We start from the raw sequence: 21,438 nt of genomic DNA on the forward strand, positions 1-21,438 counted from the left end.
TTTCATTTGGGAACGGGCTTGGGATTTAGGAGTCAAGCATCCAAATCACGTTCAGATGATATGAGGGGCTTGACTTGATGGTCTTTATAAAGTGTTTATACAATAGCATTCATGACATTCTCTTTCTGATTTTTTTTAAAAAATAACAAATTTTTAAATGGTTTAAAAATTTAATAGTCTGTCAAGTTTTTTTCTTGACACCTATCGAAAATCTGCTATAATAGAACATGTGCTAAATAGCTCAGCTATTTCACCGAAATAAAAAATAAGAAAAGAGACATTAAAAAATGGCAGTTAAAATCCGTTTGACTCGTATGGGTTCTAAGAAAAAACCTTTCTACCGTATCAACGTAGCAGACTCACGTTCACCACGTGACGGACGTTTCATCGAAACAGTTGGAACTTACAACCCACTTGTTGCTGAAAACCAAGTGACTTTGAAAGAAGACCGCGTTCTTGCATGGTTGGCTGATGGAGCTCAACCTTCAGATACAGTTCGCAACATCCTTTCAAAAGAAGGCGTATTGAAAAAATTCCACGATTCTAAATTCTCAAAATAAGTTTAAAGTAGGTTGACAGATGGATACGATTGAAAATCTCATTATTGCGATTGTGAAACCATTGATTTCACAACCTGATGCCTTAACTATCAAGATCGAAGACACACCAGAGTTTTTGGAGTATCACTTGGATCTTGACCAAAGCGATGTCGGTCGTGTTATCGGTCGTAAGGGTCGCACTATCTCAGCGATAAGAACGATTGTCTACTCTGTCCCAACTGAAGACAAAAAAGTAAGAATCGTTATCGATGAAAAATAAAAAAAAAAAAAGCGGGACAGATGTCTCGTTTTTTTGTGAGGAGGAGAAGATGAAGGATTTAACGTTTAGACAATTACAAGCCTACTTACTCGAACATTACCAGCAATCTCGAACTGAGGAAGGCCTCTTTATCAAGCTAGTGGAGGAAGTAGGAGAAGTAGCTGAGGTCTTGAATGGGCGCTCTGGTCGAAAAGAGGGGGTTCAGGACTCAAACGAGGAACTTGCCAAAGAATTGGCTGATATCATTCATTACACTGTTGCAATCGCGGCCATCAACGACATTGACCTAACCAAAACCATCTTTGACAAAGATAAAAAAGCAGCCATTAAGTATCAGCATGAACGTGATTTGGAAAGTTTTCTGAAGGGAGATTTGAGAGATATTGGACACTGATTATTTTTTAAAAATAGACTGGGCGATGTATATTGATTGGTTATTACGAATTATACAGATTTTGACTTTTATAGGTGTAATTTTAAAAATTAGTTTCCAGAATAAGGCCTATATTAATAATATCGAAATTCAGGCAATTAAACCAATCGAATTTGATTCCTTACATACGAGATTTCATCATGTTTATGAGTTTAAACATAATAAAAATGATAAACATTATAACCATTTGATTTTTTATCCAAAAGAAGTTGATATTGAAATTGTAGAATTTTATTCTTTAATCTATGATTCAAAAAGTAATCGTTTAGTCGTTCAAGATAAAATACATACAGTCAAAAATTTAAAAAATTATACATGCTTATTGATTCATACAGATTTACCTGAGACTATACCTAGTTTAAGAATGAAATGGAAGACAAGTCAAGGTCAAATTGGGGAGTATACATTTTATAGTAATATGTATAACGGGAATATAAACATTTCTTCTTTCAAATATAAATTAACATTAAAGAGGAAACTACTAGCAATTTTGGGATTATAGCTGATTTTCTCCAACTTGTGAAAATCCCTGGAACGTGATAAAATAAAGGATAGAAATAGATACAGGAGACAAGATGAACTACTTTAATGTTGGGAAAATCGTTAATACGCAGGGTCTACAAGGTGAGATGCGAGTCTTGTCTGTGACGGATTTTGCTGAGGAACGGTTTAAAAAAGGGGCAGAGCTGGCTTTATTTGATGAAAAAGATCAGTTTGTCCAAACAGTGACCATCGCTAGCCACCGTAAGCATAAGAACTTTGACATTATCAAATTCAAAGACATGTATCATATCAATGCGATTGAAAAGTACAAGGGTTATAGTCTCAAGGTCGCTGAGGAAGATTTGAACGATTTAGATGATGGAGAATTCTATTATCACGAGATTATCGGTTTGGATGTTTACGAGGGTGATAACTTGATAGGAACTATCAAGGAAATCCTGCAACCAGGAGCCAATGATGTCTGGGTGGTCAAGCGAAAAGGTAAGCGAGATTTGCTTTTACCCTACATTCCGCCAGTAATTCTCAATGTTGATATTCCAAACAAGCGGGTCGAAGTGGAAATCTTAGAAGGGTTAGACGATGAAGATTGATATTTTAACCCTCTTTCCAGAGATGTTTTCTCCGCTAGAGCACTCGATTGTTGGGAAGGCTCGAGAAAAAGGGCTCTTGGATATCCAGTACCATAATTTCAGAGAATACGCTGAAAAGGCCCGTCATGTTGACGATGAGCCCTACGGAGGCGGTCAAGGAATGTTGCTCCGTGCCCAACCTATTTTCGATGCCTTTGATGCTATTGAAAAGAAAAATCCCCGTGTCATTCTTCTTGATCCTGCTGGGAAACAGTTCGATCAAGCTTACGCTGAGGATTTGGCCCAGGAAGAGGAGCTTATCTTTATCTGTGGTCACTATGAAGGGTATGACGAGCGGATTAAGACCTTGGTAACCGATGAAATTTCCCTAGGAGACTATGTTTTGACTGGTGGTGAATTGGCAGCCATGACCATGATTGATGCGACCGTGCGCTTGATACCAGAAGTGATTGGTAAGGAGTCAAGTCACCAGGATGATAGCTTTTCTTCAGGTCTTCTCGAATATCCTCAGTATACACGCCCTTATGACTATCGAGGTATGGTCGTGCCAGATGTGCTCATGAGTGGGCACCATGAAAAGATTCGCCAGTGGCGGCTGTATGAAAGTCTAAAGAAAACCTACGAGCGCAGACCTGACCTGCTAGAAAACTATCAACTGACAGCTGAAGAAGAAAAGATGCTGGCTGAAATCAAAGAAAACAAAGAATAAAGGAGAACCTTATGCAAGTAATCAAACGTAATGGAGAAATTGCTGAATTTGATCCAGATAAAATTTACCAAGCTGTCCTAAAAGCAGCTCAAACAGTTTATGTTTTGACCGATGACCTGCGTCAAAACCTAGCGCAAGTTACTAAAAAAGTCGTTTTGGACTTGGAAGAAGCAAAAGTAGAACGTGCCACTATCAGCATGATCCAATCAATGGTTGAGCACCGCTTACTTGGAGCTGGTTACATCACAATTGCAGAACACTATATCTCTTATCGCTTGCAACGCGATTTGGAGAGAAGTGGTTATGGCGACCATATCGCCGTTCATCTTCATTTTGAACAAATCCGTTAAGAAAAAGAGTGGGATGCAAAGAACATCTCACTCTTTCTTAAATAGGCTTTTCTGAGCTTTTTGTACAGTTGAGGGAACGAAACGAAGTCGTTTAATATCACTGATACGAATGATTCGGGTCACGTTTTTTGAAAAATTTTTGACGATGATTTGTTGGCGGTTAGCATCGTGTTTGACAATATCACCCGTAAAACTTGTCTCAGCAAGTATGACATGAATAGCCGACTTTTTCTGGATGGCTTGTTCAATCATAGCAGTGAGGGAGTTGTCCTCAATTTGAGGATGATCATCATTCCCATTGAGAAAACCATGTAGTTTATCTAGAACTAGTTTGAATGTCTGTCTCATAGAATCCTCCCTTCTTATATATCCACATTATATAAAATTTTCTTAAAAACCACAAGATTTTTACGAATAGACTATAGAAAGCATATCACATAAAGGAGTTAAAATGGCAGAATTTACATTTGAAATCGAAGAACACTTACTTACCTTGTCTGAAAATGACAAAGGATGGACAAAAGAACTAAATAGAGTTAGCTTTAATGGTGCCCCTGCAAAGTTTGATATTCGTTCTTGGAGTCCTGACCATACCAAAATGGGCAAAGGAATCACGCTTTCCAATGAAGAATTTCAGGTAATGGTCGATGCCTTTAAAGGGCAACAATAAAAAGAATCTTGAGTGCAACTCAAGATTCTTTTTTTAGGATACAATATAGTCACACAGAGAAGTTTTAGATAATTGAATGAAAGTCTTTCTAAATTCTTCAGGTGGAATTGGATCATCTTTACGAATCCAGACTTCAATGAAAGAGATTGCCATAGTCGTAATGATATAAGCGATGTCTTCTTTATTAAAATTATATTTCAGTTGGTAATTGACATTCTTGAGGACCCATTCAGAGTATGTTCCACGAAGAAATTCCTTCCAACATGGGTCGACTTGTGTGGTATACAAGGTGTTAACAACTTCCCTTTTTTCGTATATGAGAGGAAGTATATGGTCTGCTAAAAAGCTGATAGGATCTCCATCATTGCTAGGGCAGTACTTATTAAAGACGTTAAAAATGTGCTGATTGGTCTCTTCGTGAATGTATTCGATAATATCTTCAAAGTTGTTAAAATGCTTTTGATAAATCGCTTGTCGTGAAATACCAGCTTCAGCAGCAATTTCAGTCATTGTAAAGGAACTACGCTGAGGATTTTTCTTAGCTAGTGTGATGAGAGCCCCAATGATTAGCTCACGAGTATTCTTTGCCATAGAATTACCTTTCTACTTATAATTATTTACAGTTATTTTTGAATGAAGAAAAATCAGAATGTTCAAGTTAATATAAACAATCAATGAACATTAAATTTTCTGAATCTTTTAGGTAGCTCTATTGTATCACAAATAATTTATAAAATATAGCTATCTCAGTGAAAATACGTTTTCTGAAAAGTATACAATTGTTAAACTTCCAAAATCAATGGAAGCTTATTTGGTTTGAATCAATTAGAATACTTTTCTACTTTGCATATCATGAATAGCTGTAATTTGAAGAATAAAACGATTAATATTCATACTGGTATAAGAATAGTCAAGTAGCTAAATAGTGTACAGTTGATTCTTAGAAAGGAAATAGTCCAGAACAATGGTTCTAGACTATTCTTTTATCTTGAAAAATATGGAAGGCTTTTCAATCGTTTGAGTAGGGGACGACTAATGAAACTAATGGCAATAATCTTACCAAGATCAGGGAGGATAAAGGGAAGGACACCGACAGCTAGTGCCTGATCAAATGGCATCCCGGCAAGGAAGTGGAGGCTGAGAATACCTCCGACAAAGACGAGGGAGTCACCCAAGAGGTTGGCTAGGAAAATGCGAATGTAGCCACTTTTTTGATGGATGAGATAAGATGTAAGTCCAGCATAGACAAGGTCGAACCAAAGATAGCCTGCACTTGGACCGACTAAAACGTGAAATCCTGCACCACCCCCTGCAAAAACAGGTAGACCAATGGCACCCAGCAGGAGATAGAGAGCTACAGATAAAACAGCTTCCCTAGGTCTAAAAACAGTAGCAATCAGACCGATTGCAAAGTTTTGCAAAGTGAAGGGAACAGGACCGATAGGAAGACTAATTTGTGCCAATACGGCGATGAGAGCAGCACCGATAGCAGGAATGGCATAGATATGAGCTTTTTTCAAAACTGTTAACCTCTTTTCAAAATTATAGTAACTATTATACTAATTCAGAAAGAAAAGTCAACCTATTTTCAAAAACAAGCTAACAATTTTGTAACAGCCGATTTTACAAGTAAAAAGAGACCACATGTGGTCTCTTGCGATAATTAGCGCATGGTCACAAATTCTTCTGAAGCGGTTGGGTGGATAGCTACTGTAGCATCAAAGTCTGCCTTGGTAGCTCCCATCTTGATGGCAACAGCGAATCCTTGAATCATCTCATCCACTCCGTAACCAAGTCCGTGAAGTCCAACAACTTTTTCGTCAGCACCGGCGGTGATGAGTTTGAAGCGAGACTCTTGACGATGGTTTGTAACAGCTGAGTACATGGATGCAAAGCTTGATTTGTAGACTTTGATGTTATCTTGGCCGTATTCTTTGATAGCTTGATCCTCGGTTAAACCAACCGTTCCGATTGCTGGGTGGGAGAAGACAACAGTAGGGATAGTCGTGTAGTCCATCTTGGCATTTGTTTTCCCGTTGAAGAGGCGTTCAGATAAGGTACGTCCTGCCTTGATGGCTACCGGGGTCAGTTCCTTCTCACCAGTAACATCTCCAAGAGCATAGATGCCATCTACAACTGTATTTTGGTATTCATCTACTTGGATAAATCCACGTTGGTTGAGTGTGACGCCAGCCTTTTCTAACTCCAGACCGTCTACATTTGGACGGCGACCGGTAGCCCAGATAACTTGGCTGGCAGTGTGACTAGAGCCGTCTTCGAAATGAATGATAATACCTTGCTCCGTTTCTTCGAGCTTGACGGGTACCTTGTGTGTGTGCAAAGGTAGACCTGTTTTTTCCATTTCATTGACAAGTCCTTCAACGATGTAGCTGTCAAAACCACGCAAGGGACGATCACGACGGACAAACAAATCAGTTTTTACTCCTAGAGCGTGGAGAACACCTGCTAATTCAACCGCGATATAACCAGCTCCAAGAATCGCAACGGAGTCAGGAAGTTGCTCCCAAGCGAAGACATCGTCTGAGCTGCCACCGAGTTCAGCTCCAGGAATAGTTGGGATGCTTGGACGAGCCCCAGTCGCAATCACGATATGCTTGGCACGAATCAATTCACCATTAACGCTGACTGTATGAGCATCAACGAAATGAGCACGACCTTCAATCAAATCAACACCGTTGCGCTTGAAACTTCCATCATAAGACGAGCGAGCACGGTCGATGTAGGCTTCACGGTTTTGACGAAGTTTAGCAAAATCAAATTGAACATCTGAACTTGTAAAACCATAGTCAGGGCCGTAGTGGTGGAAGCTTTCAGCGATTTGAGCTCCATACCACATGATTTTCTTAGGAACACAGCCGACATTGACGCAGGTTCCACCTAATTTTTTCTCCTCGATAACAGCTGCTTTAGCACCGTGTTCGCCAGCGCGGTTCATAGTGGCAATGCCACCGCTCCCTCCACCGATGGCGATGATATCATATTCTCTCATAGAAAACTCCTTATAGCTTTGATAGTCATATTCTATCGTTTTTATTTTTTGAATGCAAAAATCTGCTACGATAAAAAATTATAAAAACGCTTGCCAAATTCAAAAAGATATTGTATTATATATCTAGCACAATAATCCAATAAACGAATACCGAACGAAATAATGATCCTGAATTGTCATTGTTTCCATCTGAACTGTCATTGTTTGGTCTTGGTATTTCTGATATAATGATTTTTGTAAGGCAAAAGAATAAAGGAGCTTAAAAATGAAAAGAAATAAGAAGGCAAAAAAATGGCAATTATACACAGCGATTGGTGTTGCCAGTGCTATTGTTATCGGTGCTGCGGGGATTTTGATTTTTAGACAACCTTCCCAGTCAGCAGTCAAGGAGGAAACCTCCCATATCGTTACTGCTAAGGAAGGCTCTGTTGCTTCATCGGTTCTCTTGTCAGGTATGGTTACAGCAAAAAATGAACAATACGTTTATTTTGATGCTAGTAAGGGAGATTTAGATGAAATTCTCGTTTCGGTTGGTGACAAGGTCGAAGAAGGGCAAGCGTTGGTCAAATACAGCAGTGCAGATGCTCAAGCTGCCTATGATGCAGCCGATCGTGCAGTTGCAAAGGCAGACCGTCATATCGAGGAGTTAAACAAAGCCCGTGAAAATGCATCAGCTGCACCAGCTTTTCCACAGGTTCCAACAGAAGCTGGACTCCCAGAACAAGCGCAAGCAGCGACTTCTTCAGTATCTTCAATTGATTCTCAAATCAGTGATGCCAAGGATAACCGTGCAGATGCTGTGGCTCAGCTCAACAAGGCTCAAGCTCAGCTAGATGCTGCAACTGTCCTCAGTACACTAGAAGGGACTGTAGTTGAAGTTAATCGTAATGTTTCCAAATCGCCAACAGGTAATAGCCAAGTGGTAGTACATGTCGTAAGTAATGAAAACTTGCAGGTCAAAGGGGAGTTGTCTGAATACAACCTTGCTAACCTTTCTGTAGGCCAAGAAGTTACCTTTACTTCGAAGGTTTACCAAGATAAGAGCTGGACAGGAAAAATCAGCTATATTTCTGATTATCCTAAAAACAATGGAGAAGCAGCAAATGCAGCCCTTGGAGGAAATACTGGATCTAAGTACCCTTATACTGTTGATGTGACTAGCGATATCGGTGAGTTGAAACAAGGCTTCTCTGTCAGTGTGGAAGTCAAAAATAAGAGTAAGGCCATCCTTGTTCCTTTGACAAGTGTTGTTACCGAAAATGACAAAAACTATGTCTGGCTCGTTGACGACCAGAAAAAAGCGAAGAGGGTAGAAGTTACTTTGGGGAATGCGGATGCAGACAACCAAGAAATTACTTCAGGTTTGACAGACGGTGCCAAGGTCATCAGTAATCCAACATCTTCCTTGGAAGAAGGAAAAGAGGTGAAGGCTGATGAAGAAACTAATTAGTCTCAAAAATATCTGCAGGAGTTATCGAAATGGTGACCAAGAACTGCAGGTCCTAAAAAATATTAACTTAGAAGTTCAAGAAGGTGAGTTTGTCGCCATTATGGGACCTTCTGGTTCTGGTAAGTCCACTTTGATGAATACCATTGGAATGTTGGATACACCAACCAGTGGAGAATACTATCTTGAAGGGCAAGAAGTTGCAGGTCTTGGAGAGAAACAGCTGGCCAAGGTCCGCAACCAGCAAATCGGCTTTGTCTTTCAGCAGTTCTTTCTCTTGTCCAAGCTCAATGCGCTTCAAAACGTTGAATTGCCCTTGATTTACGCTGGAGTTTCAGCTTCAAAACGTCGAAAATTGGCTGAGGAATTTCTGGAAAAGGTTGAGCTGATGGAGCGCAGTCATCATTTGCCTTCCGAGTTATCAGGTGGTCAAAAGCAACGTGTAGCGATTGCGCGTGCCTTGGTAAATAATCCCTCTATCATCCTAGCAGACGAACCGACAGGAGCCTTGGATACCAAGACAGGAAATCAAATTATGCTGCTGTTGGTGGAGTTAAACAAGGAAGGGAAAACCATTATCATGGTCACGCATGAGCCTGAGATTGCTGCTTATGCCAAACGCCAAATTGTCATTCGTGATGGTGTCATCTCGTCTGATAGTGCTCAGGTAGAAAAGGAGGAAAACTAAGATGCAGAATCTGAAATTTGCCTTTTCATCCATCATGGCCCACAAGATGCGTTCCTTCCTCACCATGATTGGAATTATCATCGGAGTTTCATCTGTCGTCGTCATCATGGCTCTGGGAGACTCCATGTCTCGTCAGGTTAATAAAAACATGACCAAATCACAGAAGGATATCCATGTCTTTTTCTCTCCTATCAAAAGCAAGGACGGCTCCTTTACACAGAAACAATCCGCTTTGACAGTCAGTGGGAGAGAAGAGGATGTTCATGTTGAACCACCAAAACCACTGGAGTCTTGGGTCAAGGAGGCTGCTAAACTTAAAGGAGTAGACAGTTACTATGTCACCAACTCGACTAACGTTACCCTATCTTATAAGGATAAGAAGGTTGAAAGAGCGACTCTGACAGGCGGAAATAGCACTTACATGAACGCAGTTGAAAATGAAATCGTAGCGGGTAGAAGTCTAAGACCGCAAGACTACAAGGAATTTGCCAGTGTGATTTTGCTGGACGAAGAACTAGCCAAGAGTTTGTTTGATAGTCCAGAAGCTGCGGTTAATCAAGTCATCTCTGTTAATGAATTTAGTTACCGTGTAATTGGTGTTTATACTAGTAATGAAGCTAAAACTGCTAAAGCCTTTGGGATTGGTGGTCTTCCGATTACGACCAATATCTCTCTTGCAGCCAATTTTAATACTGATGAAATCTCGAACATCGTCTTTCGTGTCAATGATACTAGTCTAACGCAGACCTTGGGTCCGGAGTTGGCTCGAAAACTGACTGAGATTGCTGGTCTTCAGCAAGGGGAGTACCAAGTTGCGGATGCAACTGCCGCCTTCCAAGAGGTACAACAACTATTTGGTTTTATGACCACCATTATCAGTGCCATCGCAGGAATCTCTCTCTTTGTCGGGGGAACTGGTGTTATGAATATCATGCTGGTTTCGGTGACAGAACGCACGCGGGAGATTGGTCTGCGGAAAGCTCTCGGAGCTACTCGGGCTAATATCTTAGTACAGTTTTTGATTGAGTCTATGATCTTGACCTTGCTAGGTGGTGTCATTGGTCTTGGGATTGCTGCTGGAATGACCATGTTAGCTGGAGTATTGCTTCAAAACATGATTGCAGGTATTGAAGTCGGGGTTTCCCTCCCAATCGCTCTCTTTAGCTTGGCTGTGTCAGCAAGTGTTGGGATGATCTTCGGAGTCTTGCCAGCCAATAAAGCGTCTAAGCTTGATCCAATCGAAGCCCTTCGTTATGAATAAGATATAGAGCAGAAAAAACAGGATGGACAGTTGTCTGTCTTGTTTTTGTATGGATTTTCCTATCGAAAATCACTAAAAATATGATATAATGAAGTGTTAGAAAAACAGGTTTCATTTGCCTGGAAAGGAAAAATTATGTCTGAAAAGAATTTTTATATTACAACACCGATTTACTATCCATCTGGTAAACTTCATATCGGTTCTGCCTACACAACCATCGCTTGTGATGTCCTAGCTCGCTACAAACGCCTCATGGGCTACGATGTTTTTTATCTGACAGGTCTTGATGAGCATGGTCAAAAGATTCAACAAAAAGCAGAAGAAGCTGGGATTACACCTCAAGCTTATGTTGATGGGATGGCGGTTGGCGTCAAAGAACTCTGGAAATTACTCGATATCTCATACGATAAATTCATTCGTACAACTGATGACTACCATGAAAAAGTAGTGGCTCAGGTCTTTGAACGCTTGCTTGCTCAAGATGATATCTACTTGGGTGAATACTCTGGTTGGTATTCAGTTTCAGATGAGGAATTCTTTACAGAAAGTCAGCTTGCGGAAGTTTTCCGTGATGAAGCTGGAAATGTGACGGGCGGTATCGCTCCATCAGGTCACGAAGTGGAATGGGTATCTGAAGAATCTTACTTCCTTCGCCTCAGCAAATACCAAGACCGTTTAGTTGAATTTTTCAAATCACACCCTGACTTCATCACTCCAGATGGTCGTCTCAATGAAATGTTGCGTAACTTTATTGAGCCAGGTTTGGAAGACTTAGCGGTTTCTCGTACAACCTTTACCTGGGGTGTGCCAGTCCCTTCCAATCCAAAACACGTTGTCTATGTTTGGATCGATGCCCTTCTTAACTATGCGACTGCTCTTGGTTACGGTCAAGAGGATCATGCTAACTATGATAAATTCTGGAATGGAACAGTCTTCCACATGGTCGGAAAAGACATTCTTCGTTTCCACTCCATCTACTGGCCAATCCTTCTCATGATGTTGGATATGAAATTGCCTGACCGCTTGATTGCCCACGGTTGGTTCGTCATGAAAGACGGCAAGATGTCTAAGTCTAAAGGGAATGTCGTTTACCCTGAAATGTTAGTAGAACGTTATGGACTGGATCCACTTCGTTACTACCTCATGCGTAGCCTTCCAGTCGGTTCAGATGGAACCTTCACTCCAGAAGACTATGTAGGCCGTATTAACTATGAATTGGCCAATGACCTTGGTAACCTTCTCAACCGTACAGTTTCCATGATTAACAAGTACTTTGATGGGCAAATCCCTGCCTACGTAGAAGGTGTGACAGACTTTGACAATGCTCTTGCACAAGTAGCAGAGCAATCTATCTCTGACTTCCATACACACATGGAAGCAGTTGACTACCCACGTGCTCTTGAAGCAGTCTGGACTCTTATCTCTCGTACCAACAAATACATCGATGAGACAGCCCCATGGGTCTTGGCTAAGGATGAAGAGCACCGTGACCAATTGGCAAGTGTTATGAGCCATTTGGCAGCCAGCCTTCGTGTTGTAGCTCACATGATTGAGCCATTTATGATGGAAACTAGTCGCGCTGTATTGGCACAACTTGGCTTAGCAGAAGTTTCTAGCCTGGAAAACTTGAGCTTGGCAGATTTCCCTGCTGGTGTGACTGTTGTTGCCAAAGGAACACCAATCTTCCCACGTCTGGACATGGAAGAAGAGATTGCCTATATCAAGGAACAAATGGAAGGTAACAAACCAGCAGTCGAAAAAGAATGGAATCCAGATGAAGTTGAACTCAGACTCAACAAGGATGAAATCAAGTTCGAAGACTTTGACAAGGTTGAGATCCGTGTCGCAGAAGTCAAAGAAGTGTCTAAAGTGGAAGGTTCTGATAAGTTGCTCCAATTCCGCCTAGATGCTGGTGATGGTCAAGACCGTCAAATCCTCTCAGGAATAGCTAAATACTATCCAAACGAACAAGAATTGGTTGGCAAGAAAGTCCAAATCGTTGCCAACCTCAAACCACGTAAGATGATGAAGAAATATGTCAGTCAAGGGATGATTCTCTCAGCTGAACATGATGGCAAATTAACCCTTCTCACAGTGGATCCAGCTGTACAAAATGGAAGTGTGATTGGGTAAAAGCAAAAAACCAACGTTAGGCACGTTGGTTTTTCTTGTTATGTACGAGATTATCTAAGAAGTGGTCTATCTCCTTTTGAGACTGGAGGACAATTACTTTCTCTAGATAGGTTTCTTGAACCCGTTGATAACGTTCTTTGGCATTCTTTGTCCGTCCATCCCAGAGAATCCATCGGATAAACTCCCAGTCAAAGCGTTCAGGGCAACCTACAGCCATACTTTCTCTGACCTTGCCTCGGTATGTGAGATACCGTTTAAAGGCTCGAAAGAGACAAGTCCATGGTGAAAAGTTGAGAAAGATAATTTGGTCAGCTTCCAGCATTCTTTCTTCATAGCAACACCAAGAGTAGTTGCCGTCGATGACCCAAGCTTCGTGCTTTGTGAGAAAGTTTTTCATCTCGGTCAACATCCATTCGCGGTCACTATCTTGCCAACCAGGTTGAAATTGGAGTGTGTCCATATGCAGTTTGGGGATGGAGTAGTAGTTTGACAACTTTTCAGCTAGAGTTGACTTGCCAGCTCCAGAATATCCGATGATTGCGATTTTCATTTTCTACCTTTTCTGATTAGAGGACAAAAAAACAGCCTCTATGGACTGTTTCTTATTTAGCAAGTTTAGCTGAAAGACGAGCTTTGTCGCGGCTTGCTTTGTTTTTATGAATCAAACCTTTAGTTTCTGCTTTGTCGATAGCTGAGCTAGCAGCACGGAAAAGTTCTTCAGAAGGGTTTGCTTCGAAAGCTTTGATAGCAGTACGCATAGCTGATTTTTGAGCTGAGTTTTTTTCGTTTTGTTTAACGTTCAATTCAGCGCGTTTGATAGCTGATTTAATGTTTGCCAATGTTCTTACCTCCATATTTACTAACTATACTATTATATCTGAAAACTTATGTTTTGACAAGGGGAAATTATTTTTTTAGGTAAATTTCATCGATTTCATGGTTTTTAGTCTTGTGGAGAATGACCTCGGCGCGATTCCTTGTTGGTTCGATATAGTTTTGTAGATTTGTGAGATTAATACTGGTCCAAACCTGGTGAGCAAATGCTTCAACTTCTCCAATTGGCATTTGCGTAAAACGGTGGTAGTAGCTGTTGGGATCATTTTGGGCAAAGCTGAGCAGCTTTAAGAAACGGTCCAGATACCAGCTTTCAATGTCCTCGACAGCAGCATCCACATAGATGGAGAAATCAAAGAAATCAGTGATGTAAAGGCGCTCATTTTGAGGGTTTTGAAAGACATTGATGCCCTCGACAATGACAAAATCAGCAGCTTTGACACGTTGTTTCTCTCCAGGAACGATGTCATACACTTCATGAGAATAGACAGGAATATCGACATCTTGCCCATTCTTTAGGCGGTCAAGAAAATTCAGCAAGGCTTCCATATCATAACTTTCAGGAAAACCTTTGCGATTTAAGATGTCTTGGTCCATCAAGGTTTGATTGGGATAGAGAAAACCGTCAGTTGTCACTAGCTCTACAGTAGCATCCGGTAGAGTACGTGATAGAAGAATCTGAAGTAAGCGACTAGTAGTCGATTTCCCCACAGCAACACTACCAGAAACCCCAATGATAAAAGGCTGAGATTTACTTTCGCGTTGAAGAAAAATTCCTTTTGAAAATGCCAAATCATCCTTAGTGCGCTTGTAAATATGGATAAGATGGACAAGGGGAAGATAGACGTCTGTTACGTCCTGCAGACTAATCTGGTCATTGAAACTCTTGATGGATTCTAACTCTTCCTCTGTCAAGGGAGGGGTTGTTTTGCGATGCAATGATTGCCAAGTCTGGCGACTGATTTTTTCAAAATGTAAAAATTCGTTGGTCATAATCTTTCCTCGTTTGATACCTTAGTATATCATATTTCACTTATAAAGACAGAAACGAATTGGATCGAATTATGATATATTATTTTTAAAAGAAATGAAAATCAATGAAAAACTTTGGTTGTTATCATAACAGATGTAGTCTATGTCTTGAAATTTAGCTATGTAAACGGTTTAACATTTCACTAAATTATGGTAAAATAGTTTTATGAGTAAAATGTATTATGCAGAAAATCCTGATGCTGCTCACGACATTCATGAGTTGAGAGTGGAGTTGTTGGGAGAAAACATGACCTTTTTGACGGATGCGGGTGTTTTTAGCAAGAAAATGGTTGACTTTGGGAGTCAGCTTTTATTGAAGTGTCTAGAGGTTAACAAAGGAGAGACGGTCCTTGATGTGGGTTGTGGTTATGGGCCATTGGGCTTGTCATTGGTCAAGGCTTATGGAGTTCAGGCAACCATGGTCGATATCAATAATCGTGCCTTGGACCTAGCGCGACAAAATGCTGAACGTAATAAAGTAGAAGTAACGATTTTCCAATCCAATATCTATGAACAAGTTGAAGGGAAGTTTGACCATGTTATTTCCAATCCGCCTATTCGAGCGGGCAAACAGGTTGTTCATGAGATTATCGAAAAGAGCAGAGATTTCTTAAATGACGGAGGAGATTTAACCATCGTCATTCAGAAAAAACAAGGAGCTCCAAGTGCTAGAAATAAGATGGAAGACGTTTTTGGAAATTGTGAAATCGTAAAGAAAGATAAGGGATATTATATCCTTAGAAGTGTGAAAGAATGAGAGCAGTTGATTTAATCCAAAAGAAACGAGATGGTCAAGAACTGACTACAGCTGAAATCAAATGGCTAGTAGAAGGCTATGTGGCTGGAACTGTTCCAGATTATCAAATGTCTGCTTTTGCTATGGCTGTTTATTTTAAAGGAATGACCACACGTGAGATTTCTGATCTGACGATGAATATGGTCAAGACAGGTCAGGAGTTTGATTTGTCAGCTATTGAGGGGGTTAAAGTTGACAAGCATTCGACTGGTGGTGTAGGTGATAAGGTGACCTTGATTTTGGCTCCACTTGTTGCGAGTTTCGGAGTGCCCGTTGCTAAAATGAGTGGTCGTGGTCTCGGCCATACTGGTGGGACAATTGATAAATTGGAGTCCATTAAGGGCTATCAAGTTGAGCGAAGTCAAGAAGATTTCATTCGTCAGGTACAGGACATTGGTATATCTGTCATTGGGCAGTCCGATCAGCTGGTTAAAGCAGACAAACTTCTCTATGCCCTCCGTGATGTGACAGCAACTGTCGACACGATTCCTTTGATTGCTAGTTCGGTGATGAGCAAGAAAATTGCTGCAGGAGCGGATGCCATTTTGCTAGACGTAACGGTCGGTGAGGGTGCCTTCATGAAGACGGTTGATGAGGCGCGCGAATTGGCTCAAACCATGGTGGATCTTGGTAAGGCAGTTGGTCGAAAGACGGTAGCAGTCATTACCGATATGAGCCAACCCTTGGGAAAAGCTATTGGCAATCGTCTCGAAATCCTTGAGGCAATCGAGATTCTCCAAGGAAATGGCCGAGAAGATATTAGTCACTTTATCTGCGAGCTAGCTCAGATTATGCTTGGCTTGGCTGATGTTGAAAAAACGATCGAGGAAATCCGTCAACACCTGGAAAATGGCCAAGCACTGGCTAAGTTTGAAGAAATGGTAGCAGCACAAGGCGGTGATTTAGAAGATCTCTATCGCCCAGTCAAAGTTGCCCATGTGCTGGAAATTCCAGCTCAAGATACAGGTGTTATTTCAGCCCTTCCAGCTATGGAATTTGGGCTCTATGCCATGAGACTAGGAGCTGGTCGTGCAGTCAAGTCTGATGACTTGGACTATGAAACAGGGATTGTTTTTGAAAAGAAAGTTGGAGACTCCGTTCAAAAGGGTGAAATTGTTGCAAAAGTTTATACAAATGGAAAAATTTCTTCTGAACTAGTTACAGAATTTCAAAAATATGTTAAAATAAATGATGGAGTGCAAAGTTTACGAGAAATTATAGAAATTATCTCATAAAACTAGGGAGAATCCGAATATGAAGTTAAATAAATATATTGATCATACGCTTTTAAAGCAAGATGCAAGTCAAGAACAAATTGATCGTTTGCTATCTGAAGCGCGTGAGTATGACTTTGCCAGCGTTTGTGTCAATCCCACATGGGTGAAACATGCGAAAAAAGGGCTTGAAGGCTCAGGTGTAAAGGTTTGTACAGTAGTAGGTTTTCCTTTGGGAGCAACAACTTCAGCTGTGAAAGCTTTTGAAACAAAAGAAGCTGTCCAAAACGGTGCAGATGAGATTGATATGGTTATCAATGTCGGTGCCCTCAAATCAGGCAATCTGGATTTAGTTGAATCGGACATCCGTGCTGTCGTAGAAGCAAGTGGTGACAAGCTGGTGAAAGTCATTATCGAAGCTTGCTTGTTGACAGACGATGAAAAGGTTGTGGCCTGCCAATTATCCCAGAAAGCAGGCGCTGACTTTGTCAAAACATCAACTGGATTTTCAACTGGTGGTGCCACTATTGAGGATGTTCAGTTGATGCGTAAAACAGTCGGACCAGATATGGGAGTTAAGGCAGCTGGTGGAGCGCGTTCATATGCGGATGCTGTCGCTTTTGTGGAAGCAGGCGCTACCCGTATAGGAACATCTGCTGGTGTAGCAATCTTAAAAGGAGAATTGGCAGATGGCGACTACTGAGTTGATTGAACTAGCAATTGAAACCAGCAAACAAGCCTATGTCCCCTATTCTCACTTTCCCATCGGAGCTGTTTTAGTAGCCAAGGATGGTAGCATTTATACGGGTGTAAACATCGAGAATGCTAGCTATCCGTTGACTAATTGTGGAGAACGTACTGCTATTTTTAAAGCAGTTTCGGAGGGGCAGCGGGAGTTTTCAGAATTGATTGTCTACGGACAAACTGAAAAACCCATCTCACCATGTGGTGCTTGCCGCCAGGTCATGGTTGAATTTTTTGAACAAGATCTAAAAGTGACCTTAGTCGCTAAAGATAAATCGACGGTCGAGATGACGGTCGGGGAGTTACTTCCATACTCATTTACAGACTTAAATTAGTCTGGGTCACTCTTGTAGTGGCTGTGGTCTGTGTGACCAAACAATCCATACTTGCAACATCGTTGCACATCTTATTTAGGAGGTTCAGTAATGAACAAGAAACAATGGCTAGGCCTTGGTCTAGTTGCAGTAGCAGCAGTTGGACTTGCTGCATGTGGTAACCGCTCTTCTCGTAACGCAGCTTCATCTTCATCTGAAATGAAGACCAAAGCAGCGATTGTAACAGATACTGGTGGTGTTGATGACAAATCATTTAACCAATCAGCTTGGGAAGGTTTGCAAGACTGGGGTAAAGAACACAATCTTTCTAAAGATAAAGGCTTTACTTATTTCCAATCAACAAGTGAAGCAGACTATGCTAACAACTTGCAACAAGCGGCTGGAAGTTACAACCTGATCTTCGGTGTTGGTTTTGCCCTTCACAATGCAGTTGAGGAAGCAGCAAAAGACCACTCTGACCTAAACTATGTCTTGATTGATGATGTGATTGAAGGTCAAAATAATGTTGCGAGCGTAAGATTTGCGGATAACGAAGCAGCTTACCTTGCTGGTGTTGCAGCAGCGAAAACTACGAAAACAAAACAAGTTGGTTTTGTAGGTGGTATCGAATCTGAAGTTATTTCACGTTTTGCAGCTGGATTCAAAGCTGGTGTTGAGTCAGTAGACCCATCTATCAAAGTCCAAGTTGACTACGCTGGTTCATTTGGTGATGCTGCCAAAGGTAAAACAATTGCAGCAGCTCAATACGCTGCCGGTGCAGACGTTGTCTACCAAGCAGCTGGTGGTACAGGTGCTGGTGTCTTTGCTGAAGCAAAATCATTGAACGAAAACAAAAATGAAGACGAAAAAGTTTGGGTTATCGGTGTAGACCGTGACCAAGCAGCAGAAGGTAAATACACTTCTAAAGATGGTAAAGAATCTAACTTCGTTCTTGTATCTACATTGAAACAAGTTGGTACAACTGTAAAAGATATTGCCAACAAAACAGAAAAAGGTGAATTCCCTGGTGGACAAGTGATTGTTTACTCATTGAAAGATAAAGGGGTTGAGCTAGCAGTAACAAACCTTTCAGAAGAAGGTAAAAAAGCTGTTGAAGATGCAAAAGCTAAGATCCTTGACGGAAGCGTAAAAGTTCCAGAAAAATAATGGATAAAAGTCATTTCTTAGGAAGCGGCCATCGGTCGCTTCTTTAAGAATTGAGGCAATTTTTGTCTCAATAGAGCTTGTTAATGTGATTAGCAGGTTTTATTGAAATAAAATAAACCTCTGAAAGGAAGAGCATATGGCACACGAAAATGTCATTGAGATGCGGGATATTACCAAGGTGTTTGGTGAATTTGTAGCAAACGACAAAATCAACTTGCAACTGCGAAAAGGTGAAATCCATGCACTTTTAGGAGAAAATGGAGCGGGTAAATCCACTCTGATGAATATGCTGGCAGGACTTCTTGAACCAACGAGTGGTGAAATTGTGGTGAATGGTCAGGTTGTAAAACTAGACTCACCATCTAAAGCCGCTGGACTTGGAATTGGAATGGTTCACCAACATTTCATGTTGGTTGAGGCTTTTACAGTAGCTGAGAATATCATTTTAGGGAGTGAAATCACTAAAAATGGTGTTCTAGATATAGCTGGTGCTACTAAAGAAATCAAGGCTCTTTCTGAACGTTATGGTTTGGCAGTGGATCCAGCTGCTAAGGTGGCGGATATTTCCGTTGGTGCCCAACAACGTGTAGAGATCTTGAAAACACTCTATCGTGGTGCTGATATCCTTATCTTTGACGAACCTACAGCCGTATTGACTCCTTCAGAGATTGATGAGTTGATGGCAATCATGAAAAACCTTGTCAAAGAAGGGAAGTCTATCATTTTGATTACCCATAAACTGGATGAGATTCGTGCGGTATCCAATCGAGTCACGGTTATCCGTCGTGGGAAATCAATCCAGACAGTTGAAATCGCAGGGGCAACAAATGCGGACTTGGCAGAAATGATGGTTGGACGCTCAGTCTCCTTTAAAACGGAAAAACAGGCACCACAACCCAAAGAAGTAGTCTTGTCTATCAAAGACTTGGTTGTCAATGAAAACCGCGGTGTACCAGCTGTGAAGAATCTTTCTTTGGATGTTCGTGCTGGTGAGATTGTCGGTATTGCAGGTATTGATGGCAATGGTCAATCTGAACTCATTCAAGCCATTACAGGTCTTCGTAAGATTGAGTCAGGTAGCGTTGAATTAAAAGGCAAATCAATTGTGGGAATGCATCCTCGACAAATTACAGAACTAAGCGTGGGGCACGTTCCTGAGGATCGTCACCGGGATGGCTTGATTTTGGAGATGATGATTTCAGAAAATATTGCTCTTCAAACCTACTACAAAGAACCACTCAGCAAGAATGGTATCTTGAACTATGCCAATATCACTTCACATGCCAAGAAATTGATGGAAGAATTTGACGTCCGTGCGGCAAGCGAATTTGTTCCAGCAGCAGCTCTTTCAGGAGGGAATCAACAAAAAGCGATTATCGCTCGTGAGATTGATCGTGATCCTGATCTCCTTATCGTCAGCCAGCCAACTCGTGGTTTGGATGTCGGTGCCATTGAATATATCCACAAACGTTTGATTGAAGAACGTGATAACGGGAAGGCTGTCCTTGTTGTCAGCTTTGAATTGGATGAGATTTTAAATGTCTCAGACCGAATTGCTGTTATTCACGATGGTAAGATTCAAGGTATTGTATCGCCAGAAACAACTAACAAACAAGAACTTGGTGTCTTGATGGCAGGTGGAAACTTGGGAAAGGAGAAGAGTGATGTCTAAAAAATTACAACAAATTTCGGTTCCCTTGATTTCCGTATTCTTAGGAATCTTGCTCGGAGCCATTGTCATGTGGATCTTCGGATATGATGCTATCTGGGGTTATGAGGAGTTGTTCTATACAGCTTTTGGTAGCCTCCGTGGGATTGGAGAAATTTTCCGTGCCATGGGTCCTCTTGTCTTGATAGGTCTTGGTTTCGCAGTTGCCAGTCGAGCAGGTTTCTTTAACGTTGGACTTCCTGGTCAAGCACTTGCAGGCTGGATTCTCAGTGGTTGGTTTGCCTTGTCAAATCCAGATATGCCTCGTCTCGTTTTGATTCCATTGACAGTGATCATTGCTTTGATCGCAGGTGGAATTGTTGGTGCGATTCCAGGTATCCTCAGAGCTTATCTCGGTACGTCAGAGGTTATCGTGACCATCATGATGAACTACATTGTATTGTATGTGGGAAATGCCTTTATTCATGCCTTTCCTAAAGATATTATGCAAAGTACAGACTCAACGATTCGTGTGAGTGCCAATGCTACATACCAGACACCATGGTTATCAGAGTTGACTGGAAATTCCCGTATGAATATCGGAATCTTCTTTGCAATCATTGCTGTAGTTGTGATTTGGTTCTTGCTAAAGAAAACGACTCTCGGTTTTGAAATTCGTGCAGTTGGTCTCAATCCCCATGCCTCAGAGTACGCTGGTATTTCAGCAAAACGTACAATCATTCTATCAATGATTATCTCTGGTGCTTTGGCTGGTCTTGGTGGAGCGGTCGAAGGTCTTGGAACTTTCCAAAACGTTTACGTTCAGGGATCATCATTAGCTATCGGATTTAACGGGATGGCAGTTAGTTTGCTTGCTGGAAATTCACCAATTGGAATTCTCTTTGCGGCCTTCTTATTTGGAGTTTTGCAAGTAGGAGCACCAGGTATGAACGCAGCGCAAGTTCCGTCTGAGCTTGTTAGCATTGTAACAGCGTCCATTATCTTCTTTGTCAGCGTTCACTACATTATCGAACGCTTTGTCAAACCTAAAAAACAAGTTAAAGGAGGTAAGTAA

The 21,438-nt window shown here is 41.2% G+C and carries 26 protein-coding genes; 19 read left to right on the top strand and 7 right to left on the bottom strand.

The window, feature by feature from the left end:
- Positions 1-287: 287 nt before the first annotated feature.
- The 7 genes from rpsP (at position 288) to MP387_RS03665 (ending at position 3,405) form a co-directional block, all read left to right on the top strand.
- Positions 288-560: a 30S ribosomal protein S16 gene (gene rpsP / locus MP387_RS03635; protein WP_000268760.1), complete on the top strand. Its 273-nt coding sequence runs from the start codon at positions 288-290 to the stop codon at positions 558-560.
- Positions 561-579: 19 nt separating this feature from the next.
- Positions 580-819 carry an RNA-binding protein KphA gene (gene kphA / locus MP387_RS03640; protein WP_000379617.1) on the top strand — a complete coding sequence of 80 codons (240 nt, stop codon included), beginning with the start codon at positions 580-582 and terminating at the stop codon, positions 817-819.
- A gap of 49 nt (positions 820-868) precedes the next feature.
- Entirely contained in the window at positions 869-1,213 is a 345-nt protein-coding gene (locus MP387_RS03645; protein WP_096422032.1) for a MazG nucleotide pyrophosphohydrolase domain-containing protein, read from the top strand.
- Entirely contained in the window at positions 1,203-1,754 is a 552-nt protein-coding gene (locus MP387_RS03650) for a hypothetical protein (protein ID WP_242747764.1), read from the top strand. The genes MP387_RS03645 and MP387_RS03650 overlap by 11 nt, the downstream gene beginning before the upstream one ends.
- 73 nt (positions 1,755-1,827) lie before the next feature.
- On the top strand, positions 1,828-2,346 hold the full coding sequence (gene rimM / locus MP387_RS03655) for a ribosome maturation factor RimM (RefSeq protein WP_242747766.1): 519 nt from the start codon (positions 1,828-1,830) through the stop codon (positions 2,344-2,346).
- Positions 2,336-3,055 carry a tRNA (guanosine(37)-N1)-methyltransferase TrmD gene (gene trmD / locus MP387_RS03660; protein WP_002882191.1) on the top strand — a complete coding sequence of 240 codons (720 nt, stop codon included), beginning with the start codon at positions 2,336-2,338 and terminating at the stop codon, positions 3,053-3,055. The genes rimM and trmD overlap by 11 nt, the downstream gene beginning before the upstream one ends.
- Before the next feature lie 11 nt (positions 3,056-3,066).
- On the top strand, positions 3,067-3,405 hold the full coding sequence (locus MP387_RS03665) for an ATP cone domain-containing protein (RefSeq protein ID WP_001196045.1): 339 nt from the start codon (positions 3,067-3,069) through the stop codon (positions 3,403-3,405).
- A gap of 27 nt (positions 3,406-3,432) precedes the next feature.
- On the opposite strand, the gene MP387_RS03670 is transcribed toward MP387_RS03665, so the two are convergent.
- Positions 3,433-3,753: a eukaryotic translation initiation factor 4 gamma gene (locus MP387_RS03670; protein ID WP_033629575.1), complete on the bottom strand. Its 321-nt coding sequence runs from the start codon at positions 3,751-3,753 to the stop codon at positions 3,433-3,435.
- Between the two features lie 103 nt (positions 3,754-3,856).
- Here MP387_RS03670 and MP387_RS03675 point away from each other — a divergent pair, with 103 nt between their 5' ends.
- Entirely contained in the window at positions 3,857-4,075 is a 219-nt protein-coding gene (locus MP387_RS03675) for a YdbC family protein (RefSeq protein ID WP_049479683.1), read from the top strand.
- 33 nt (positions 4,076-4,108) lie between these two features.
- Here MP387_RS03675 and MP387_RS03680 read toward each other — a convergent pair whose 3' ends face one another.
- The 3 genes from MP387_RS03680 to gor form a co-directional block, all read right to left on the bottom strand.
- Positions 4,109-4,666 (bottom strand): TetR/AcrR family transcriptional regulator, encoded by a 558-nt coding sequence (locus MP387_RS03680; RefSeq protein WP_084883285.1) that lies wholly within the window; start codon positions 4,664-4,666, stop codon positions 4,109-4,111.
- Positions 4,667-5,058: 392 nt separating this feature from the next.
- Positions 5,059-5,595 carry a biotin transporter BioY gene (locus tag MP387_RS03685; protein ID WP_242747768.1) on the bottom strand — a complete coding sequence of 179 codons (537 nt, stop codon included), beginning with the start codon at positions 5,593-5,595 and terminating at the stop codon, positions 5,059-5,061.
- A gap of 143 nt (positions 5,596-5,738) precedes the next feature.
- Positions 5,739-7,085 carry a glutathione-disulfide reductase gene (gene gor / locus MP387_RS03690; protein WP_242747770.1) on the bottom strand — a complete coding sequence of 449 codons (1,347 nt, stop codon included), beginning with the start codon at positions 7,083-7,085 and terminating at the stop codon, positions 5,739-5,741.
- A 265-nt stretch (positions 7,086-7,350) separates the two neighbouring features.
- Between gor and MP387_RS03695 the strand changes: the two genes are divergently transcribed.
- The 4 genes from MP387_RS03695 (at position 7,351) to metG (ending at position 12,614) form a co-directional block, all read left to right on the top strand.
- On the top strand, positions 7,351-8,535 hold the full coding sequence (locus MP387_RS03695; protein ID WP_242747772.1) for an efflux RND transporter periplasmic adaptor subunit: 1,185 nt from the start codon (positions 7,351-7,353) through the stop codon (positions 8,533-8,535).
- Entirely contained in the window at positions 8,519-9,220 is a 702-nt protein-coding gene (locus MP387_RS03700; RefSeq protein ID WP_242747774.1) for an ABC transporter ATP-binding protein, read from the top strand. The genes MP387_RS03695 and MP387_RS03700 overlap by 17 nt, the downstream gene beginning before the upstream one ends.
- Before the next feature lies 1 nt (position 9,221).
- Entirely contained in the window at positions 9,222-10,481 is a 1,260-nt protein-coding gene (locus MP387_RS03705; RefSeq protein WP_242747776.1) for an ABC transporter permease, read from the top strand.
- A gap of 135 nt (positions 10,482-10,616) precedes the next feature.
- The gene (metG, locus tag MP387_RS03710) at positions 10,617-12,614 is read left to right on the top strand and encodes a methionine--tRNA ligase (protein WP_242747778.1); all 1,998 of its coding nucleotides are present in this window, start codon (positions 10,617-10,619) and stop codon (positions 12,612-12,614) included.
- A gap of 16 nt (positions 12,615-12,630) precedes the next feature.
- Here the strand turns inward: metG and MP387_RS03715 are convergent, their stop codons facing one another.
- The 3 genes from MP387_RS03715 to coaA form a co-directional block, all read right to left on the bottom strand.
- Positions 12,631-13,164, bottom strand: coding sequence for a DNA topology modulation protein (locus MP387_RS03715; RefSeq protein ID WP_242747780.1), 534 nt, complete (start codon positions 13,162-13,164; stop codon positions 12,631-12,633).
- Positions 13,165-13,216: 52 nt separating this feature from the next.
- Positions 13,217-13,453, bottom strand: a complete 237-nt coding sequence (gene rpsT / locus MP387_RS03720; protein WP_001274000.1) for a 30S ribosomal protein S20 — start codon at positions 13,451-13,453, stop codon at positions 13,217-13,219.
- A gap of 67 nt (positions 13,454-13,520) precedes the next feature.
- Positions 13,521-14,441, bottom strand: coding sequence for a type I pantothenate kinase (gene coaA / locus MP387_RS03725; RefSeq protein WP_061586901.1), 921 nt, complete (start codon positions 14,439-14,441; stop codon positions 13,521-13,523).
- Between the two features lie 205 nt (positions 14,442-14,646).
- Here coaA and MP387_RS03730 point away from each other — a divergent pair, with 205 nt between their 5' ends.
- From MP387_RS03730 to MP387_RS03760, 7 genes are all read left to right on the top strand, one after another.
- A complete protein-coding gene (locus MP387_RS03730; RefSeq protein ID WP_125398199.1) occupies positions 14,647-15,237 on the top strand; it encodes a class I SAM-dependent methyltransferase in 591 nt (196 codons plus the stop codon).
- Complete coding sequence (locus MP387_RS03735; protein ID WP_242747782.1) at positions 15,234-16,511, top strand: pyrimidine-nucleoside phosphorylase; 1,278 nt, start codon at positions 15,234-15,236, stop codon at positions 16,509-16,511. Before MP387_RS03730 ends, MP387_RS03735 begins: the two co-directional genes overlap by 4 nt.
- A 19-nt stretch (positions 16,512-16,530) precedes the next feature.
- Entirely contained in the window at positions 16,531-17,193 is a 663-nt protein-coding gene (gene deoC / locus MP387_RS03740; protein ID WP_242747784.1) for a deoxyribose-phosphate aldolase, read from the top strand.
- A complete protein-coding gene (locus MP387_RS03745; protein ID WP_000246111.1) occupies positions 17,180-17,569 on the top strand; it encodes a cytidine deaminase in 390 nt (129 codons plus the stop codon). Before deoC ends, MP387_RS03745 begins: the two co-directional genes overlap by 14 nt.
- Before the next feature lie 90 nt (positions 17,570-17,659).
- A complete protein-coding gene (locus MP387_RS03750) occupies positions 17,660-18,715 on the top strand; it encodes a BMP family lipoprotein (protein ID WP_242747786.1) in 1,056 nt (351 codons plus the stop codon).
- Positions 18,716-18,851: 136 nt separating this feature from the next.
- The gene (locus tag MP387_RS03755) at positions 18,852-20,387 is read left to right on the top strand and encodes an ABC transporter ATP-binding protein (protein WP_000929832.1); all 1,536 of its coding nucleotides are present in this window, start codon (positions 18,852-18,854) and stop codon (positions 20,385-20,387) included.
- On the top strand, positions 20,380-21,438 hold the full coding sequence (locus tag MP387_RS03760) for an ABC transporter permease (RefSeq protein ID WP_242747788.1): 1,059 nt from the start codon (positions 20,380-20,382) through the stop codon (positions 21,436-21,438). Before MP387_RS03755 ends, MP387_RS03760 begins: the two co-directional genes overlap by 8 nt.

Origin of the sequence: Streptococcus oralis (assembly GCF_022749195.1) — a bacterium.
Classification (GTDB): domain Bacteria; phylum Bacillota; class Bacilli; order Lactobacillales; family Streptococcaceae; genus Streptococcus; species Streptococcus oralis_CI.

Coding starts and splice junctions, on each gene's coding strand:
- MP387_RS03750 (WP_242747786.1), top strand. CDS start 17,660: ATGAACAAGAAACAATGGCTAGGCCTTGGTCTAGTTGCAGTAGCAGCA.
- rpsP (WP_000268760.1), top strand. CDS start 288: ATGGCAGTTAAAATCCGTTTGACTCGTATGGGTTCTAAGAAAAAACCT.
- rimM (WP_242747766.1), top strand. CDS start 1,828: ATGAACTACTTTAATGTTGGGAAAATCGTTAATACGCAGGGTCTACAA.
- gor (WP_242747770.1), bottom strand. CDS start 7,085: ATGAGAGAATATGATATCATCGCCATCGGTGGAGGGAGCGGTGGCATT.
- coaA (WP_061586901.1), bottom strand. CDS start 14,441: ATGACCAACGAATTTTTACATTTTGAAAAAATCAGTCGCCAGACTTGG.
- deoC (WP_242747784.1), top strand. CDS start 16,531: ATGAAGTTAAATAAATATATTGATCATACGCTTTTAAAGCAAGATGCA.
- MP387_RS03665 (WP_001196045.1), top strand. CDS start 3,067: ATGCAAGTAATCAAACGTAATGGAGAAATTGCTGAATTTGATCCAGAT.
- MP387_RS03715 (WP_242747780.1), bottom strand. CDS start 13,164: ATGAAAATCGCAATCATCGGATATTCTGGAGCTGGCAAGTCAACTCTA.
- MP387_RS03645 (WP_096422032.1), top strand. CDS start 869: ATGAAGGATTTAACGTTTAGACAATTACAAGCCTACTTACTCGAACAT.
- MP387_RS03705 (WP_242747776.1), top strand. CDS start 9,222: ATGCAGAATCTGAAATTTGCCTTTTCATCCATCATGGCCCACAAGATG.
- MP387_RS03760 (WP_242747788.1), top strand. CDS start 20,380: ATGTCTAAAAAATTACAACAAATTTCGGTTCCCTTGATTTCCGTATTC.
- MP387_RS03730 (WP_125398199.1), top strand. CDS start 14,647: ATGAGTAAAATGTATTATGCAGAAAATCCTGATGCTGCTCACGACATT.
- trmD (WP_002882191.1), top strand. CDS start 2,336: ATGAAGATTGATATTTTAACCCTCTTTCCAGAGATGTTTTCTCCGCTA.
- MP387_RS03735 (WP_242747782.1), top strand. CDS start 15,234: ATGAGAGCAGTTGATTTAATCCAAAAGAAACGAGATGGTCAAGAACTG.
- MP387_RS03680 (WP_084883285.1), bottom strand. CDS start 4,666: ATGGCAAAGAATACTCGTGAGCTAATCATTGGGGCTCTCATCACACTA.
- MP387_RS03670 (WP_033629575.1), bottom strand. CDS start 3,753: ATGAGACAGACATTCAAACTAGTTCTAGATAAACTACATGGTTTTCTC.
- MP387_RS03700 (WP_242747774.1), top strand. CDS start 8,519: ATGAAGAAACTAATTAGTCTCAAAAATATCTGCAGGAGTTATCGAAAT.
- metG (WP_242747778.1), top strand. CDS start 10,617: ATGTCTGAAAAGAATTTTTATATTACAACACCGATTTACTATCCATCT.
- MP387_RS03675 (WP_049479683.1), top strand. CDS start 3,857: ATGGCAGAATTTACATTTGAAATCGAAGAACACTTACTTACCTTGTCT.
- MP387_RS03695 (WP_242747772.1), top strand. CDS start 7,351: ATGAAAAGAAATAAGAAGGCAAAAAAATGGCAATTATACACAGCGATT.
- kphA (WP_000379617.1), top strand. CDS start 580: ATGGATACGATTGAAAATCTCATTATTGCGATTGTGAAACCATTGATT.
- MP387_RS03745 (WP_000246111.1), top strand. CDS start 17,180: ATGGCGACTACTGAGTTGATTGAACTAGCAATTGAAACCAGCAAACAA.
- MP387_RS03755 (WP_000929832.1), top strand. CDS start 18,852: ATGGCACACGAAAATGTCATTGAGATGCGGGATATTACCAAGGTGTTT.